The 17,103-nt window shown below is 72.8% G+C and carries 16 protein-coding genes; 6 read left to right on the top strand and 10 right to left on the bottom strand.

The genetic code is table 11. The features are described 5' to 3' along the window. Positions 1-273 precede the first annotated feature (273 nt). Positions 274-726 (bottom strand): DUF3052 domain-containing protein, encoded by a 453-nt coding sequence (locus tag OHA84_RS26195; protein WP_053682257.1) that lies wholly within the window; start codon positions 724-726, stop codon positions 274-276. 186 nt (positions 727-912) lie between these two features. Here OHA84_RS26195 and OHA84_RS26190 point away from each other — a divergent pair, with 186 nt between their 5' ends. Then, positions 913-1,677 (top strand): Clp protease N-terminal domain-containing protein, encoded by a 765-nt coding sequence (locus tag OHA84_RS26190; RefSeq protein WP_266969534.1) that lies wholly within the window; start codon positions 913-915, stop codon positions 1,675-1,677. On the opposite strand, the gene OHA84_RS26185 is transcribed toward OHA84_RS26190, so the two are convergent. Continuing rightward, positions 1,628-2,719 carry an AI-2E family transporter gene (locus OHA84_RS26185; protein WP_053682255.1) on the bottom strand — a complete coding sequence of 364 codons (1,092 nt, stop codon included), beginning with the start codon at positions 2,717-2,719 and terminating at the stop codon, positions 1,628-1,630. The two genes, OHA84_RS26190 and OHA84_RS26185, sit on opposite strands and share 50 nt — an antisense overlap. Before the next feature lie 174 nt (positions 2,720-2,893). Continuing rightward, complete coding sequence (locus OHA84_RS26180) at positions 2,894-3,088, bottom strand: DUF3046 domain-containing protein (RefSeq protein WP_053682254.1); 195 nt, start codon at positions 3,086-3,088, stop codon at positions 2,894-2,896. A gap of 81 nt (positions 3,089-3,169) precedes the next feature. On the opposite strand from OHA84_RS26180, the gene OHA84_RS26175 reads away from it, so the two are divergent. Next, positions 3,170-4,153 (top strand): hypothetical protein, encoded by a 984-nt coding sequence (locus tag OHA84_RS26175; RefSeq protein ID WP_266969536.1) that lies wholly within the window; start codon positions 3,170-3,172, stop codon positions 4,151-4,153. Here the strand turns inward: OHA84_RS26175 and OHA84_RS26170 are convergent. From OHA84_RS26170 to OHA84_RS26160, 3 genes are all read right to left on the bottom strand, one after another. Next, complete coding sequence (locus tag OHA84_RS26170; RefSeq protein ID WP_053682252.1) at positions 4,122-4,430, bottom strand: AzlD domain-containing protein; 309 nt, start codon at positions 4,428-4,430, stop codon at positions 4,122-4,124. The genes OHA84_RS26175 and OHA84_RS26170 overlap by 32 nt on opposite strands. Then, entirely contained in the window at positions 4,427-5,128 is a 702-nt protein-coding gene (locus OHA84_RS26165) for an AzlC family ABC transporter permease (RefSeq protein WP_266950254.1), read from the bottom strand. The genes OHA84_RS26170 and OHA84_RS26165 overlap by 4 nt, the downstream gene beginning before the upstream one ends. Before the next feature lie 114 nt (positions 5,129-5,242). Continuing rightward, entirely contained in the window at positions 5,243-6,091 is an 849-nt protein-coding gene (locus tag OHA84_RS26160; protein ID WP_266950252.1) for an AraC family transcriptional regulator, read from the bottom strand. 80 nt (positions 6,092-6,171) lie between these two features. On the opposite strand from OHA84_RS26160, the gene OHA84_RS26155 reads away from it, so the two are divergent. The 4 genes from OHA84_RS26155 to OHA84_RS26140 all read left to right on the top strand — a co-directional run bounded on the left by OHA84_RS26155 (position 6,172) and on the right by OHA84_RS26140 (position 13,345). Further along, a complete protein-coding gene (locus OHA84_RS26155; RefSeq protein ID WP_053682249.1) occupies positions 6,172-10,764 on the top strand; it encodes an ATP-dependent helicase in 4,593 nt (1,530 codons plus the stop codon). A 174-nt stretch (positions 10,765-10,938) separates the two neighbouring features. Beyond that, positions 10,939-11,619, top strand: coding sequence for a hypothetical protein (locus OHA84_RS26150; protein ID WP_053682248.1), 681 nt, complete (start codon positions 10,939-10,941; stop codon positions 11,617-11,619). A gap of 100 nt (positions 11,620-11,719) precedes the next feature. Then, a complete protein-coding gene (locus OHA84_RS26145) occupies positions 11,720-12,544 on the top strand; it encodes an Fpg/Nei family DNA glycosylase (protein WP_053682247.1) in 825 nt (274 codons plus the stop codon). A gap of 36 nt (positions 12,545-12,580) precedes the next feature. Continuing rightward, positions 12,581-13,345, top strand: a complete 765-nt coding sequence (locus OHA84_RS26140) for an SDR family NAD(P)-dependent oxidoreductase (RefSeq protein WP_266950247.1) — start codon at positions 12,581-12,583, stop codon at positions 13,343-13,345. 450 nt (positions 13,346-13,795) lie between these two features. On the opposite strand, the gene OHA84_RS26135 is transcribed toward OHA84_RS26140, so the two are convergent. The 4 genes from OHA84_RS26135 to rimO form a co-directional block, all read right to left on the bottom strand. Further along, positions 13,796-14,176 carry a helix-turn-helix domain-containing protein gene (locus tag OHA84_RS26135; protein WP_053682245.1) on the bottom strand — a complete coding sequence of 127 codons (381 nt, stop codon included), beginning with the start codon at positions 14,174-14,176 and terminating at the stop codon, positions 13,796-13,798. Positions 14,177-14,285: 109 nt separating this feature from the next. Then, a complete protein-coding gene (locus tag OHA84_RS26130; RefSeq protein WP_266973949.1) occupies positions 14,286-14,786 on the bottom strand; it encodes a CinA family protein in 501 nt (166 codons plus the stop codon). A gap of 65 nt (positions 14,787-14,851) precedes the next feature. Beyond that, a complete protein-coding gene (pgsA, locus tag OHA84_RS26125; protein WP_053682244.1) occupies positions 14,852-15,520 on the bottom strand; it encodes a CDP-diacylglycerol--glycerol-3-phosphate 3-phosphatidyltransferase in 669 nt (222 codons plus the stop codon). Continuing rightward, complete coding sequence (rimO, locus tag OHA84_RS26120) at positions 15,517-17,007, bottom strand: 30S ribosomal protein S12 methylthiotransferase RimO (RefSeq protein ID WP_266950243.1); 1,491 nt, start codon at positions 17,005-17,007, stop codon at positions 15,517-15,519. The genes pgsA and rimO overlap by 4 nt, the downstream gene beginning before the upstream one ends. Between the last annotated feature and the right edge of the window lie 96 nt (positions 17,008-17,103).

Below are 17,103 nucleotides of genomic sequence, written 5' to 3'. Positions count from 1 at the left end.
TTCCCCTCTCGAATCGAGGGCTGGGTTCGCCCGTGACAATGCGACCGAAGATCCTTCGGTTGTCATGCGCATTGTTAAGAGGTCACGACCAACCCACAAGAGGGCGTGGCGAGTCGACGAAAGGCGTTATCACCGAAGGGGTGGCCGGATCCGAACCCCCACACCCCCGCGCGATCCCGCCCGCCGACGCGACGCGACCGAACGCGAGAGACCGGTCGACCCATCCCTCGGACGGGTCGACCGGTCACCGGACAAACGTCGCCGCCGCCCGCCCTACCTCCGGGACTTGGGGGTGGTGAGCCTGGCTCCGGCCCAGCGCTTGGTCACGCTGACGGGTCGGGCCTGCGAGAGGCCGGCCGTCGTCACGGCCTCGGCGATGTCGCTCGGCTCGACGTGTCCGTCCAGCCCGACCTTCGGGGTGAGGAGCCAGATCACGCCACCGTCCTCCAGCAGCGCGATGCAGTCGACGAGCCCGTCGGTGAGGTCGCCGTCCTCCTCCCGGAACCACAGGAGGACGACGTCCACGACGTCGTCGTAGTCCTCGCCGACCAATTCCTGGCCGATGACCCGCGCGATGCCCGCGCGCAGCTCCTCGTCGACGTCGTCGCCCAGGCCGATCTCCTGGACGACCTGGCCGGGCTCGAATCCGAGCCGGGCCTCGGGGCCGCCCGTCCGCTCGTCTTCCGATGTCGTCACTGCGGTCTCCTCCACTCCGGGCGCGCCCATCGCGCACGTGCGTAACGTAGCCGATCCGATACGGAACGTGGCGCGCCGAACGTGGCAGTCGGCCCTGCGGGCACGCCGCACCTCTCCCGATCCGACCGCGCCGACCCCCGGTCGGGGCCGCGGCCAGTCACGCGAGTGACAACCCATGGTTGACAGTCGCGTGACTGTCAACCTACGGTTGCCTCCATGACGAACCCTCCCGTGGAACCCGTTCGCATGACCAATCCGGTACGCCTCGACGACCTCATCGAGGCCATCAAGAAGGTCCACTCCGACACCCTGGAGCAGCTCAGCGGCGCCGTCGTCGCCGCCGAGGCGCTCGGGGACGTCGCCGATCACCTCATCGGCCACTTCGTCGACCAGGCCCGCCGCTCCGGCGCCTCCTGGACCGACATCGGCCGCAGCATGGGCGTCACCCGCCAGGCCGCCCAGAAGCGCTTCGTCCCCAAGAGCGACAAGGGCGACGGCGCCGAAGGCGACCTCGACTCCGCGCAGGGCTTCGCCCGATTCACCCCCCGCGCCCGCAATGTCGTGATGACCGCGCAGAACGAGGCCCGCGCCGCAGGCAACACCGAGATCCGCACCGAGCACCTGGTCCTCGGTCTGCTCGCGGACCCCGAGTCGCTCGCCGCTCAGGCCCTGCGGGCCCAGCGGGTCGCGACGGACGACGTCCGCGCCGCCGCCGGCGCCGCGCTGCCGGAGGCCGTCGCGGAGGTACCCGACCTCGTCCCCTTCGACGCCGGCGCCAAGAAGGCCCTGGAGCTCACCTTCCGCGAGGCCCTGCGGCTGGGCCACAACTTCGTCGGCACCGAGCACCTCCTGCTCGCCCTGCTGGAGCTGGAGAACGGCGAGGGCGTGCTGAGCGGCCTGGGCGTCGACAAGGCCGGCGTCGAGGCGACCGTCACCGAAGCCCTGGCAGCCGTACTCGCCGACGCGGACGGGAAGAAGTAGACGCGTCCGCGCCCTCCGTCAGCTCGTACCGCTTCACGTACGCGCCGAGGAAGGCCTGGAGCGTGGCGACGGCGGGGATCGCGATGAGCGCCCCGACCGCGCCGAGCAGGGCGGTGCCCGCGATGACCGAGCCGAAGGCGACCGCCGGATGGATGTCCACGGTCCGCGACGTCAGCTTGGGCTGGAGCACGTAGTTCTCGAACTGCTGGTAGACCACCACGAACCCGAGGACGTACAGCGCGTACCAGGGGTCGATCGTGAAGGCGATCAGCATCGGCAGCGCGCCCGCCAGGTAGGTGCCGATGGTGGGGATGAACTGGGACACCAGACCCACCCACACCGCGAGGGCGGGCGCGTAGGGCACACCGAGGACCGCGAACAGGATGTAGTGCGCGATCCCGGAGATCAGCGCCATCAGCCCGCGCGAGTAGAGGTACCCGCCCGTCTTGGCGACGGCGATCTCCCAGGCGCGCAGCACCTCCGACTGCTTGCCGGGCGGCAGCACGGAGCACAGCGCGCGCCGCAGTCGCGGACCGTCCGCGGCGAAGTAGAAGGAGAACAGCCCGATCGTCAGCAGCCTGAAGAGTCCGCCGAGGACGGTGGCGGACACGTCGAGCACGCCGGTCGCACTGTTCTGCACGTACTTCTGCAACCAGTCCGAGTGCAGCAGGCTGTCCTGGATCGACAGCCGGGACAGTTCGGTGTGGAAGGTGTCGTTGATCGATCCGATCACCGAGTCCAGGTACTTCGGGAAGCCCTCCACCATGTCCACGATCTGCCCGGCGAGCATCGAGCCGAGCAGCGCGACGAATCCCGCGGTCGCGACGAGAACGCCCAGGTAGACCAGGAAGGTGGCGAACCCGCGGCGCATGCCGCGGGCCGCCATCCGCGCCACCGCGGGCTCTATCGCGAGGGCGAGGAAGAAGGCGATCAGGATGTTGACGAGCAGCCCGATGAGCTGATGGAAGGCCCAGCTGCCGAGTTGGAAACAGGCGACCAGGGCCAGTACGAGGATCACCGCGCGCGGCAACCACCGCGGCATCCGCGCCTCGGCCGGGCCCCGTGCGGGCGACGGCACCCGGTCCGGGCCGCCGTCACGCGGCCGGTCTTCGGGATCGGCGGGGGCCGGCGCGGGCCGTTCGGTCGTCTCTTCTGTCGCTGCCACGCCGCCCAGTGTGTCCCACCTGCGGCGCTTGTGAGGAAACGGGCGTGCGGCTCAGCGCAGCGAGGCCGGCACGTCCATCGCCGCGCACACCGCGCGCCACACGTCCTTGGCCTCCCAGCCGGCGTCGAGGGCCTGGTGGACGGTGCGTCCGCCGAGTTCCGTCATGACGTGGTCGCGCGCGAAGGAGTCCGCGTAGCCCGCTCCGAAGTGCTCGGCCATCCGTTCCCAGAAAATCGTCAACCGCATGCCACCAGTATCGCGCCCCGGAGAGTGCACCGACCGCGTTCGGGCCCCGCCGCCGCATCCGTGCGCCCTACGGTTTCACGCATGCCTGGAGACGAAGCTTCCTCGCTGGCCCCGGCGGCGTCACCGGCGCCGACCGCCCCGCTGGCCCGTGCCGAGCAGTTCATCTGGCTCACCGCCCGGGTGCTGGAGCAGCGCCGGTTCGCGTTCCACTTCCTCGGCGGGGACGCCGACGCGGTGGACGCCGCCCTCGGCGCGTACCTGGGCGAGGACGGGGGCTACGGTCACGCGCTGGACCCGGACCTGCGCGGCCCGCTGAGCCAGCCCCTGCACACCGCGCACGCCCTGCGCGTCCTCGACGCCCTGGGCCGCTGCACGGGCCGGCGCATCGAGCGGCTCTGCCGCCACCTGACCCTGGTCTCCACCCCGGAGGGCGCGCTCCCCCTGGTCTTCCCGGCCCCGCGCGACTACCCGGCGGCCCCCTACCACCCGATGCGCGACGATCCCCCGAGCGAGCTGCTGACCACGGGGCCCGTCGTCGGCCTGCTCCACCGCAACCGGGTCTGGCACGCGTGGCTGTTCCGGGCCACGGACTTCTGTTGGGACCGGGTCGAGACCCTGCGCCACTCGCATCCGTACGAGATCCAGAGCGCGGTCGCCTTCCTCGACGGGGCGCCCGACCGGGGGCGCGCGGCGGCGGCCGCGGACCGGCTCGGGCGGCTGGTGCGGGAGCGGGGGCTCGTCGTGCTGGATCCGGAACGCCGCGAGGAGCAGCCTCCGGCCGCGGGCTACGCGCCGGGCGAGCGGCTGTTCCCGTACGACTTCGCGCGCCGCCCGGAGTCGCTGGCGCGGGGGTGGTTCACCGACGCGGAGATGGAGCGCGCCCTGGACTTCCTCACGGCCGAGCAGCAGCAGGACGGCGGTTGGCCGGTGCGTCGCAGGGCCTGGGCGCCGGGCAGTTCCCTGGAGCGACGGCCCATCGCCACGGTCGAGGCGCTGCTGACCCTGCGGGCGTACGGTCGTCCGCTCGCCCCGGTCACCCGGTCAGGGCCCGCAGCCCCGCGGTGACGGCGACCGCGGCCCCGACCACCACCAGGAACGGGGCACGCAGCAGCAGGGCGATCCCGGCGGCGGCCAGCCCTGCGGCCCGGGCGTCCAGTACCAGTTCCTGCCCGGTGCTGAAGGTCTGCTGGGCGGTGAGCGCGGCGAGCAGGGCGACGGGCAGCAGCGCGGCGAGTTGGCGTACCGAGGGCCGTTCCAGGGCCTCGGCGGGGACGAGGAGACCGACGAGTTTGACCGCGTAGCAGCCGACGACGGTCACCGCGATGGCGATCCAGACGTTCACGAGCGGCGTCCCTTCATCCACAGCACGATCGGCGCGGCCAGCGCCGCGATCAGCACGGGCACCCCGGAGGGCAGCACGGGCAGCAGGCCCAGCCCGAGCACCAGGGCGAGGGCGGCCACCGCCCGCTCGGTGGAGGTCTTCAGCATCGGCGCGAGCAGGGCCAGGAACACGGCGGGCCCGGCGGCGTCCAGACCCCACACGCGGGTGTCCCCGATGGCCTCGGCGCCGAGGGCGCCCAGCAGCGTGGTCAGGTTCCAGAGGGCGTACAGGGTCAGCCCGGTCACGGTGAAGCCGAGTCGCGCCGACTTCCGGTCGGGCTGGGCCAGGGCCACGGCGGTGGTCTCGTCGATCACCCAATGTGCGGCGAAGGGCCGTACCGCCTTGGGGAGGGCCAGCAGCTGGGACAGCCGCAGCCCGTAGAAGGCGTTGCGGGTGCCGAGGAAGAAGGCCCCGGCGGCGGCGGTGAACGGGTTCCCGCCCGCCGCCAGCGCCCCGACCAGCGCGAACTGCGAGGCCCCGGTGAACACCAGCAGGCTCAGCACGCAGGCCTGGAGCACGCTGACGCCCGCCCCGGCCGCGGTCACGCCGAACGCGAATCCGGACAGCCCGACGGCCACGCCGACACCGAGGGCGTCCCGGACGACGGCGGCCCGCGGCTTGTCGGCGACCCCTTCGTCGGGGGCCTCTCGTATCACCATCTGATGTTCTCCCACCCCGCGAACCTAAGCGGGGAGGGACGGTCCGGTCTTGTACGTTCTTGCGGCCCGCACCCCCGCGTTCCGTCCTTCTCGCCTCGGGCGCGGACCCGCTGCCTACGGGACGGGGCCCCAGGCGGCCCGTTCCCGCCGGTAGGCGCCCGGGGGCACGCCCACGATCCGGGTGAAGTGGCGGTTCAGGTGCGGCTGGTCGGTGAAGCCGACGGCGACCGCCGCCTCGGCGGGCGGGGTGCCCGCGTCCAGCAGCCGGCGCGCCCGACGGACCCGGGCGTCGGTGAGCCAGGTGTGCGGGGGCATTCCGTACCGCTCCCGGAAGGCCCGCAGCAGGGCGAACGGGCTCGTGCCCAGTTCCGTCGCGAGCCGCTCCAGCGAGGGCGGCTCGGCCATCCGGTCCTCCAGGACGCTCCGGGCCCGTTCGGCGTCCGAGGCGCCCGCCCGGCGCGACTCGCGGGCCGGCAGCGGTCCGGCGTGCCGGGTCAGCATCCGTGCGACCGCGCCCCGCAGCAGGGTGTCGGCGGCCAGCGCGTTGCCGGCCTCGGCGGCCCGGTGCACCTCGGCGATCACCCGGGAGGTGTGCGGATCGGTGACCATGTCGACCGTGAAGCCCGGCGTTCCCCGCAGGGTGCCGATCTCGGCGGCGACCTCGGTGATCAGCTCCCGGGACGGGTAGAGGGTGGCGTACGCCCAGCCCTCGGGAACGCCGGCGCGGGCCGTGTGCGGGACCTCGGGGTTGATCAGGACCACGCTGCCCGGGCCGGCGCGCAGGGTGGTGCCGGGCAGGCCGATCTCCTCGATGCCGCCCGTGACGGCCGCGATGACGTAGCCGTCGTGGGCGTGGCGCGGGAAGGTGTGCCGTACGTAGTGGGCGCGCAGCAGGTCCAGGCCCGGCAGCTCCGCGTGCCGCCAGTGCCTTGCCCATTCCCGGCGGCCCTCGTCCGTGCCCATCCCCCCATTCTGCGCCCCGGGAGCGCGGCACGTTTGCGCAGGTCCGGCCGGTTGTCAGTGGCCGGGTGCACGATGGGGGCATGTCCGGTAGCGCGCTCGACTCGTTCTCCCCCGCGACCCGCTCGTGGTTCACGGGGGCCTTCGACATGCCCACGGCCGCGCAGGAGGGTGCCTGGCGGGCGATCGGGGCCGGATCGGACGTGCTCGTCGTGGCGCCCACCGGCTCCGGGAAGACCCTGGCGGCCTTCCTGGCGGCCCTCGACCGGCTGGCGTCCGTCCCGCCGCCCGCCGAGCCGAAGAAGCGCTGCCGGGTGTTGTACGTGTCGCCGCTGAAGGCGCTGGCCGTCGACGTGGAGCGCAATCTCCGCAGCCCGCTGACCGGCATCCGGCAGGAGTCCGTCCGGCTGGGGTCGCCGGAGCCGGACATCCGGGTCGGCATCCGTTCCGGGGACACCCCGCCCGCCGAGCGCCGGTCCCTGGTGACCCGACCGCCGGACATCCTGATCACCACCCCCGAGTCCCTGTTCCTGATGCTGACCTCGGCCGCCCGGGACGCCCTGGCGGGCGTCGAGACGGTGATCCTGGACGAGGTGCACGCGGTCGCGGGGACCAAGCGCGGCGCCCATCTCGCCCTGTCCCTGGAGCGGTTGGACGAGCTGCTGCCGCGTCCGGCCCGCCGGATCGGCCTGTCGGCGACGGTCCGCCCGGTGGACGAGGTGGCCCGGTACCTGGCGCCGCGCGGCAAGGTGGAGATCGTCCAGCCGCCCTCGACGAAGGAGTTCGACCTGTCGGTGGTCGTCCCCGTCCAGGACATGGGCGAGTTGGGGGGCTCCCCGGCGTCCGAGGGCAAGGACGGCGGCGACAAGCCGTCGATCTGGCCGCATGTGGAGGAGCGGATCGCGGACCTCGTCCAGGCGCACCGCTCGACGATCGTGTTCGCCAACTCCCGCCGGCTCGCCGAGCGGCTCTGCAACCGGCTCAACGAGATCGCGTACGAGCGCGCCACGGGTGAGAAGCTGCCCGAGGACGCCCCGCCGGCGGAGATCATGGCCCAGTCGGGGGCCGCGCGTGGCGCCCCGCCGGTGCTGGCCCGCGCACACCACGGGTCGGTGTCGAAGGAACAGCGGGCGCTGGTCGAGGAGGACCTCAAGGCGGGCCGGTTGCCTGCCGTGGTCGCCACCTCCAGCCTGGAACTGGGCATCGACATGGGCGCGGTGGACCTGGTGGTGCAGGTCGAGTCCCCGCCCTCGGTCGCTTCCGGGCTCCAGCGCGTGGGCCGCGCCGGACACCAGGTGGGCGCGGTCTCCACGGGTGTGGTCTTCCCCAAGTACCGGGGGGACCTGGTGCAGGCGGCGGTGGTCACCGAGCGGATGCGCACCGGTTCGATCGAGGCGCTGCGCGTCCCGTCCAATCCGCTCGACGTCCTGGCCCAGCAGCTGGTCGCGATGACGGCCATGGACACCTGGCAACTGGACGACCTGCTGGCCCTGGTGCGGCGGGCCGCGCCGTTCGCGGCGCTGCCCGACTCTGCGTTCACGTCGGTCCTGGACATGCTGGCGGGCCGCTACCCGTCGGACGCGTTCGCCGAACTGCGACCGCGCGTGGTGTGGGACCGGGTCGCAGGGACGATCACCGGCCGGCCGGGCGCCCAGCGGCTGGCCGTCACCTCCGGCGGCACGATCCCGGACAGGGGCCTGTTCGGCGTCTTCCTCGCGGGCGCGGACCCGAAGAAGGGCGGCGGCCGGGTCGGTGAGCTCGACGAGGAGATGGTCTACGAGTCGCGCGTCGGGGACGTCTTCACCCTGGGCACCAGTTCCTGGCGGATCGAGGACATCACCCGGGACCGGGTCCTGGTGTCGCCCGCCCCGGGGGTTCCCGGGCGGCTGCCCTTCTGGAAGGGCGACCAGCTGGGCCGCCCCCTCGAACTGGGCCGCGCCGTCGGCGCGTTCCTGCGCGAGCTGGGGGCCCTGAGCGACGAGGACGCCCGACTGCGCCTCCTGGCGGCCGGCCTGGACGCCTGGGCCTCGGACAACGTCCTCGCGTACCTCTCCGAGCAGCGCGAGGCCTGCGGCCACGTCCCCGACGACCGCACCATCGTGGTGGAGCGGTTCCGTGACGAGCTGGGTGACTGGCGGGTCGTGGTCCACTCCCCTTTCGGTGCGCAGGTGCACGCCCCGTGGGCGCTCGCCCTCGGCGCCCGCCTCGCCGAGCGGTACGGAATGGACGCGCAGGTCATGCACGCCGACGACGGCATCGTGCTGCGCCTGCCGGACGCCGACCTCCTGAGCATGGACCTGCTGGACCACGACCCCGCGCAGCCCGACCGCTCCTTCGAGTTCGACGACGAGAAGGCCCCGCTGGGCGCCGCCGACGTCGCCTTCGACCATGGCGAGATCAACCAGATCGTCACCGACCAGGTGGGCGGCTCGGCCCTGTTCGCCTCCCGGTTCCGCGAGTGCGCCGCCCGCGCCCTGCTGCTGCCGCGCCGCAGTCCGGGCAAGCGCACCCCGCTGTGGCAGCAACGCCAGCGCGCCTCGCAACTCCTCCAGGTGGCCTCGGAGTTCGGTTCCTTCCCGATCGTGCTGGAAGCCGTACGGGAATGCCTCCAGGACGTCTTCGACGTGCCGGGCCTGACCGAGCTGATGGGGGACATCGAGGCGCGCCGGGTCCGCCTGGTCGAGGTCACCACACCCGAGCCCTCGCCGTTCGCCCGCTCCCTCCTCTTCGGCTATGTCGCCCAGTTCCTGTACGAGGGCGACTCGCCGCTGGCCGAGCGCAGGGCCGCCGCGCTCTCCCTGGACTCCCGCCTGCTCGCCGAACTCCTCGGCCAGGCGGAGCTGCGCGAGCTGCTCGACGCCTCGGTGCTGGAGGAGTTGGAGCGGGAGCTCCAGTGGCTCACCGAGGACCGCCGGGCCAAGGACGCCGAGTCGGTGGCCGACCTGCTGCGCATGCTGGGCCCGCTGACCGACGCCGAACTGGTCGAGCGCGGGGCCGAGTCCTCCTGGGCCGGTGAACTCGCCGCCGCCCGCCGGGCCATCCGGGTACGGATCGGCGGAGCCGAGCACTGGGCCGCGATCGAGGACGCGGGCCGGCTGCGCGACGCCCTGGGCACCGCGCTCCCGGTCGGGGTCCCCGAGGCGTTCACCGAACCGGTCAAGGACCCGCTCGGTGATCTCCTGGCCCGGTACGCCCGCACCCACGGACCGTTCACCACGGCCGCGGCCGCCGCCCGCCTCGGTCTGGGCGGGGCCGTCACCGACGGCGCCCTGCACCGGCTCGCCGCGTCGGGCCGGGTGGTCCAGGGCGAGTTCCATCCGGCCGGCATCGGTCAGGAGTGGTGCGACGCGGCCGTGCTGCGCCGGCTGCGTCGCCGCTCGCTGGCGGCGCTCCGGCAGGAGCTGGAGCCCGTACCGCCGACGGCGCTGGCCACGTTCCTGCCGCAGTGGCAGCACCTGGGCGGGACCCTGCGCGGGATCGACGGCCTGGCCCGGGCGGTGGAGCAACTCCAGGGGGCCCCGGTGCCGGCCTCCGCGCTGGAGCGCCTGATCCTGCCCTCCCGGGTCGCGGGCTACTCCCCGACCCTGCTGGACGAACTGACCACCACCGGCGAGGTGATCTGGGCCGGCGCCGGGGCACTGCCCGGCAAGGACGGCTGGGTCTCCCTCTACCTCGCGGAGACGGCGCCCCTGCTCCTCCCGCCGGCGCATCCGCTGGAGACGACCCCGATCCACCAGGCCGTCCTGGACGCCCTATCGGGCGGGTACGGCCTGTTCTTCCGCCAGCTCACCGAGGCCGTGCGGGCCGGGCACCCCGCGGTCTCGGACGCCGAACTCTCCTCCGCCGTCTGGGACCTGGCCTGGTCGGGCCGGCTGACCAACGACACCCTGGCCCCCCTGCGGTCCCTGTTGGGTTCGGGGCGCACGGCGGGGGCCACCGCCCATCGGGCGCGGCGCACCGTCCCGCGCGGCCGCTACGGCACCCTCGGCGCCACCGTGTCCCGTACGGGCCCGCCCACGGTCTCGGGTCGCTGGTCCCTCCTGCCGACGCACGCCCCGGACCCCACCCACCGCGCCCACGCCCTGGCCCGCACCCTGCTGGACCGGCACGGGGTGGTCACCCGGGGCGCGGTCGCGGCGGAGGGGGTGCAGGGCGGCTTCAGCGCGGTCTACCGCGTCCTGTCGGCCTTCGAGGACAGCGGTCAGGCCCGCCGGGGTTATGTGGTCGAGGGTCTGGGTGCGGCCCAGTTCGCGATGGACGGCGCGGTGGACCGGCTGCGTGCTGCCGAGCGCACCCCGCCTCCCCTGGCGGCGGTGGTCCTGGCCGCGGCCGACCCGGCGAACGCGTACGGCGCTGCCCTGCCCTGGCCGGAGCCCCCGGCCGACGCCACCCACAAGCCGGGCCGTAAGGCGGGCTCCCTCGTGGTGCTGGTCGACGGTGAACTCACGCTGTATCTGGAGCGTGGTGGCAAGACCCTGCTGGCCTGGCCGCCGGCGGAGGACCCGCGCCTCGCCGCGGCGACGGCGGCGCTCGTCGCGGCCTCGCGCGCGGGCACCGTCCCCGCCCTGACGGTGGAGCGGATCAATGCCGCGCCGGCGCTGACCTCGCCCCTGGGGCCGGCCCTGGAGGCGGCCGGCTTCCATGCGACCCCGCGGGGCCTGCGGCTGCGCAACTGATCTCCACGAAACGGACCCAAGTGTGCCGGTCTTGTACTGAACACGTCACGAGACCCCGCCCACCTGGCAATCGCGGCCTTTTGTGCGTTATCAAGATCGCATAAGGCATCGCGTTCGACGCGATGCCCGACGCACATCCAGATGCCCGACGCACATTCATGGGGGACGAGAACAGTGAGCAGCATAGGCACCCGCGGGACCGCGGTCGGCTTCATCGGCCTGGCGGTCGTCGGCCTGGCTCTGACCGGCTGCAAGAGCGGCAACGAGGAGAAGGACCCGGCGCCGGCGTCCTCCCCGTCCGCCGCCCAGCCCTCCAAGTCCGCGGAGCCCGACACGAGCGCCTCCCCGTCGGCCGGAGGCGGCGACGCACCGGCCCCCGGGACCGCGGGCACCGCCAAGTCCGGCCAGAGCTTCAAGATCGGCGAGGCGGCCACCGTCCCGTTCAAGTACGGCACGGAGAAGGCCGGCACCATCGCCCTCACCGTGACCGGCATCGAGCAGGGCCAGGCCTCCGACCTCGCCGCGCTCAAGCTCGGCGACAAGGTCAAGGGGATGGTTCCGTACTACATCCGCTACTCGGTCAAGAACGTCGGCACCACCGATCTGTCGCACACCTCCGTGGGCCACATCAAGGGCCTCCTCCCGGACGGCAGCGAGGCCCAGGGCCTCTCGATCATCGGCACGTTCGAGAAGTGTGACGACGACTCGCTGCCGCGCGACTTCACCAACGGCAAGTCGCAGACCAACTGCGCCGTCGCCCTGGCCCCCTCGGCCCAGACCAAGGTGGTCGGCGCCGAGTACTGGGGCGAGCCCTACAACTCCCTGAGCGACAAGAAGGGCCTCACCTGGAAGTAGGCCCAGCCGCCACTCGGGCCCCCGCGGCGAACGGCCGCGGGGGCTCGCCGTACACCGGGGTGCGGCGCAGAATCCCCGCCCCGAGGCCGACAATGGGCCCATGCCCGAAGGAGACAGCGTCTGGCGCGCGGCGGCCCGCCTCCACGAGGCCCTGGCCGGGAAACGGCTCACGCGCTCCGACCTGCGCGTTCCCCGCTTCGCCACCGCCGACCTCACGGGCCGCACCACCCTCGACGTCATCCCCCGCGGCAAGCACCTCCTGGCCCGCTTCGAGGGGGGCGACGGGGACGACGGCCTCACCCTCCACACGCACCTCCGCATGGACGGCGCCTGGCACGTCTTCCCCGCGGCCGCGAAGTGGCGCGGGGGCCCCGTCCACGAGATCCGCGTCGTCCTCGGCACCGCCGACTCCACCGCCGTCGGCTACCGCCTCCCCGTCGTGGAACTGATCCGCACCGCCGACGAGGAACGCGTCGTCGGCCACCTCGGCCCGGACCTCCTCGGCCCGGACTGGGATGCCGCCCGGGCCGCCGCGAACCTCCTCGCCGCCCCCGACCGCCCCCTCGGCGAGGCCCTCCTCGACCAACGCAACCTGGCCGGCATCGGCAACATCTACAAGTCCGAGCTCTGCTTCCTGGCCCAGGTGACCCCGTGGACCCCGGTGGGCGCCCTCCCCGACCCCGAGGTCACGACCGTCCGGCTCGCCGGGGCCGCGCACCGGCTCCTGCGCGCCAACATCGGCGAGCGCGGCGGCCACGACGGCCACCGCAACACCACCGGCAGTCGCCGCCCCGGGCAGGACCTGTTCGTCTACGGCCGCCTGCGCCGCCCCTGCCTGCGCTGCGGCACCCCGGTCCGCGAGGCCCCGCAGGACGACCGGCCCACCTACTGGTGTCCGAGCTGCCAATCCGGCCCGACCCCGTAGTTGACGGTCCGTCAGGTTCGGTCGTACGGTCCCGACATGCCCACAGCCTCGTACGACCTCACCGGCCGCACCGCGCTGATCACCGGCGCCGCGAGCGGCATCGGCCGCGCCACCGCCGTGCTCCTCGCCGAGGCCGGCGCGGCCGTGCACTGCGCGGACCGGGACGCGCACGGCCTTCGGGAGACCGCCGACCTGGTCGCCAAGGCCGGCGGACGGGCCACCGTCCACGCACTCGACGTCACGGACCGCACCGCGCTCCGGGCGGCCGTCGCGGCCGCGGGCCCCCTCGACATCACGGCCGCCATCGCCGGGATCATGCACACCAGCAGCGTCCTGGAGACCACCGACGAGGACCTCGACCGGGTCCTCGACATCAACTTCAAGGGTGTCCTGCGCACCTGCCAGGAATCCGCCCGCGCCATGATCGCCGCCGGCCGCCCCGGCTCGATCGTCACCATGGCATCCGGCGCCGTGGACGCCGCCCAGCCCGGTCTGCTCTGCTACAGCGCCGCCAAGGCCGCCGTCGTCCAGCTGACCAAGACCCTGGCCACCGAGACGGGCCCGCACGGCATCCGCGTCAACGCCGTCGCGCCGGGGTGGATCCGCACCCCCATGACCGGCCGCCACGGCGCGCGGGCGCAGGAGCGGACCGAGGCGATGATGGTACGGATGTCCCCGCTCGGCCGGGTCGGCGAGCCCGAGGACATCGCGCAGGCCGTGCTCTACCTCGCCTCGGACGCCTCGTCCTTCATGACGGGCCAGATCCTTCGCCCGAACGGTGGAGTGTCGATGCCCTGGTAGACGCCGGACCGGCGGGCACGGCCGAGGTCGTGACACCCGGTACGACGGTTCCCCCGTCCCCCGGTCCCCCCTTCCGGCGCGCCCGCTCGGGCCTCGGGACGCAGTGCACCGGCAGGAGCCCCAGCCCCCAGCCGCCGATCGCCACCGCACCCTCCACGGGTCCGGACTCCACGGGCGCCAGGGCCAGCCGCAGCACGGCCCACCACCACAGCACGCCCACGGTCAGCGCAAGGGGTATCAGTAGCCGCCGCACGGCTGCCTCCCGGGAGGCGGGGATTCGGACGCGCCCATCCTCCCGCACCCCCCTGCCCGCCGCACCCAGAACGACCCGGCACGCTCCCGCGGAGACACCTGAGGCACGGAGCGCGACGAGGAAGGGCACACAGCAAGGAACCCCACCCGATGCATCTCGCACCGACCGGGGCTCCAGCCACACTCATACGCTTGGACTCACGCGGCTACGACGTTCACCGCTTCCACGGGGGCCTTGATGGTCACCCGTTCCGTGGTTCCCGCGACCGAGGTCACGGAGACCGAATTGAGCATCGGGCGCACCGGTGCCGGCACCGGTTCGCTTGCCGCGGCCGACTGCGCAAGCTCTGCCAACGACAGTTCGTCGCTGACTTCCCGCATCAGCTCGGACATCCGTACGTCAAGCGCGTCGCAGATCGCGGAGAGCAGCTCGGAAGATGCCTCCTTCTGCCCCCGCTCCACCTCGGAGAGATAGCCGAGCGAAACTCGGGCGGACGAGGAGACCTCGCGCAGAGTACGGCCCTGGCGCTGGCGCTGCCGACGCAGCACGTCACCCAGCAGGCGACGGAGCAGAATCATCGGTGGCTCCCTCCTCTGACCGTGTAGCCGTAACCTTCACGCCCCACCGTACCGCCTCGCGCCGCGGCCGTGCGGGGAGCTATGTCGTGTTCACTCAGGGCTGCAAACATCAAATCCCCCCGTTCTGTTCCGTATCCTGCCCCCGCAGATTCTCGCGGAGTTCGCTCGAGAGAAGTTCGAGCACTGTCCGTGCACTCTCCCTACGGATTTCCGTACGGGAGCCGTTCAACCACAGCCGGGCTGTTTTCCTGCCCGCGGGCCCCACCACGGCGATGAAAACCGTTCCCACCGGCTGCCCGTCCTGCGGGTCCGGACCGGCCACCCCGGTCGTCGCGATCCCCCACGACGCCCCCGTGATCCGTCGGACGCCGGTGGCCATCTCCAGCGCCACCTGGGCGTTCACGGCGCCCTCGGCGGCCAGCAGATCGGCGTCCACTCCGAGGATCCGGTGTTTGAGCTCGGTCGCGTACGCCGTGACCGAGCCGCGGAAGGACTTCGACGCTCCGGGCACGGAGGTGATCCCCGCGGCCACCATGCCGCCGGTGAGGGACTCCGCGACGGCGACCGTCTGGTTACTCTCCGCGAGCAGTCGCAGTACGTCTCCGGCCATCTCGACGACCCCGGCGCCGGCTTCCGCCGCACCATCGGCCACCGAGAAATCACCCGCGCCGTGCGTCACCTCGCGGCCCGCTCCACGGCCAGCTCCGCGGCGAGGCCCTTGCGACGCAGTACGACGGCCTGCCGGATGTAGTCCAGGCCGGTGACCACGGTCAACACGACGGCGACCGCCATCACCCAGAACCGCATCGTGGCCAGCGGTCCGGTCAGCGCGAGGACGTACATGCCCACGGCCGTCCCCTGCGCGAGGGTCTTCATCTTGCCGCCCCGGCTCGCCGGGATGACCCCGTAGCGGATCACCCAGAAGCGCATCAGCGTGATCCCGAGTTCCCTCCCGAGGATGACCCCGGTGACCCACCAGGGCAGGTCACCGAGCCAGGAGAGACAGATCAGCGCCGACCCCATGATCGCCTTGTCGGCGATGGGGTCGGCGATCTTCCCGAAATCCGTGACCAGGTTGTACGTCCGGGCGAGGTGCCCGTCGAAGATGTCCGTGATCATGGCCACGGCGAACGCCGCCCACGCCCACGCCCGCCAGACGGGGTCGTATCCCCCGTCGGCGAGCAGCAGCAGGACGAATCCCGGCACCAGCACGAGCCGGATCATCGTCAGGATGTTGGCGATGTTCCACAGGCCCGCCTCATGGACGGCCGTAGCCCCGACCTTCGCGCCGGGTGCCGGCCGGCGGCCGGTCCCGCCCGCCGCAGACGCCGGGACTCCGGTCATCCGGCCGCCTCCTCAAGATCCAGGCCCAAGGGCTCCGCGACCAGGTCGACACCGAGGGTGCCGACCACCTTTGCCGTGACGATACGCCCGGGGACCAGACCCGTGCCGTCCGTGAAGACCACCTGGCCGTCCGTTTCGGGGGCCTGGTGGGCGGCGCGCCCGTAGGCGCCCTCGCCGTCCTCGTCCACGGACTCGACGGACTCCACGAGGACCTCCAGGGTCTCGCCGATCCGCTCCTCCGCGCGCTGCGAGGTGAGCTCCTCGGCCAGCCGCTGCATGTGCGCGAGCCGCTCCGCGATGGTGTCCTCGTCCAGCTTGCCGTCGTAGGTGACGGCTTCGGTGCCGTCCTCGTCCGAGTAGCCGAAGACGCCGATGGCGTCGAGCCTCGCGTGGGTGAGGAAACGCTCCAGCTCCTTGAAGTCCGACTCCTTCTCGCCGGGGAACCCGACGATGAAGTTGGACCGGACGCCGGCCTGCGGGGCCTTGGAGCGGATGGTGTCGAGCAGTTCCAGGAACCGGTCGGTGTCACCGAAGCGGCGCATGGAGCGCAGCACGTCGGGGGCCGAGTGCTGGAAGGACAGGTCGAAGTACGGGACGACCTTGGGGGTCGAGGTCAGCACGTCGATCAGCCCGGGCCGCATCTCGGCGGGCTGGAGGTAGCTGACGCGGACGCGCTCGATGCCCTCCACCTCGGCCAGCTCCGGCAGCAGGGTCTCCAGCAGGCGGATGTCGCCCAGGTCCTTGCCGTACGAGGTGTTGTTCTCGGAGACCAGCATGATCTCCTTGACGCCCTGTTCCGCGAGCCAGCGGGTCTCGCCCAGCACGTCGCTGGGACGGCGCGAGATGAAGGAGCCGCGGAAGGACGGGATGGCGCAGAAGGAGCAGCGCCGGTCGCAGCCGGAGGCCAGCTTGACGGAGGCGACGGGGCTCTTGTCCAGGCGGCGGCGCAGGGGCGCGCGCGGCCCGGAGGCGGGCGCGAGCCCGTCGGGCAGGTCGGCGGGCGCCTCGGCGACCGGCTCCTGCGCGTGGCCGGGCAGGGCCACCTCCGCGTCCTGGCGGGCCGCGGGGCTGATCGGCAGCAGCTTGCGCCGGTCGCGGGGGGTGTGGGAGGCGTGGATGCCGCCGTTGAGGATGGTCTGGAGGCGGTCGGAGATGTCGGCGTAGTCGTCGAATCCGAGCACGCCGTCGGCCTCGGGGAGCGCTTCGGCGAGTTCCTTGCCGTAGCGCTCGGCCATACAGCCGACGGCGACGACGGCCTGGGTCTTGCCGTGATCCTTGAGATCGTTGGCTTCCAGCAGGGCGTCTACGGAATCCTTCTTTGCGGCTTCGACGAAGCCGCAGGTGTTGACGACGGCGACGTCCGCGTCGGCGGCGTCCTCGACGAGCTCCCAGCCATCCGCCGCCAAGCGGCCTGCGAGCTCCTCCGAGTCCACCTCGTTACGGGCGCAGCCAAGAGTGACAAGGGCGACGGTACGGCGTTCGGGCATGGACTCAAGACTACTTCGTCCCGGCGGCGGCCCCCGCCCCACGTCCCACCACGGCAGGATCCCCGGGACGCGGCGCGGCGTCCCGGGGATCCGGAA

The sequence above is a fragment of the Streptomyces sp. NBC_00513 genome (assembly GCF_041431415.1).
Classification (GTDB): Bacteria; Actinomycetota; Actinomycetes; order Streptomycetales; family Streptomycetaceae; genus Streptomyces.
The sequence above is the reverse complement of the archived record's forward strand: the minus strand, read 5'-3'. Positions and strand labels throughout refer to the sequence as shown.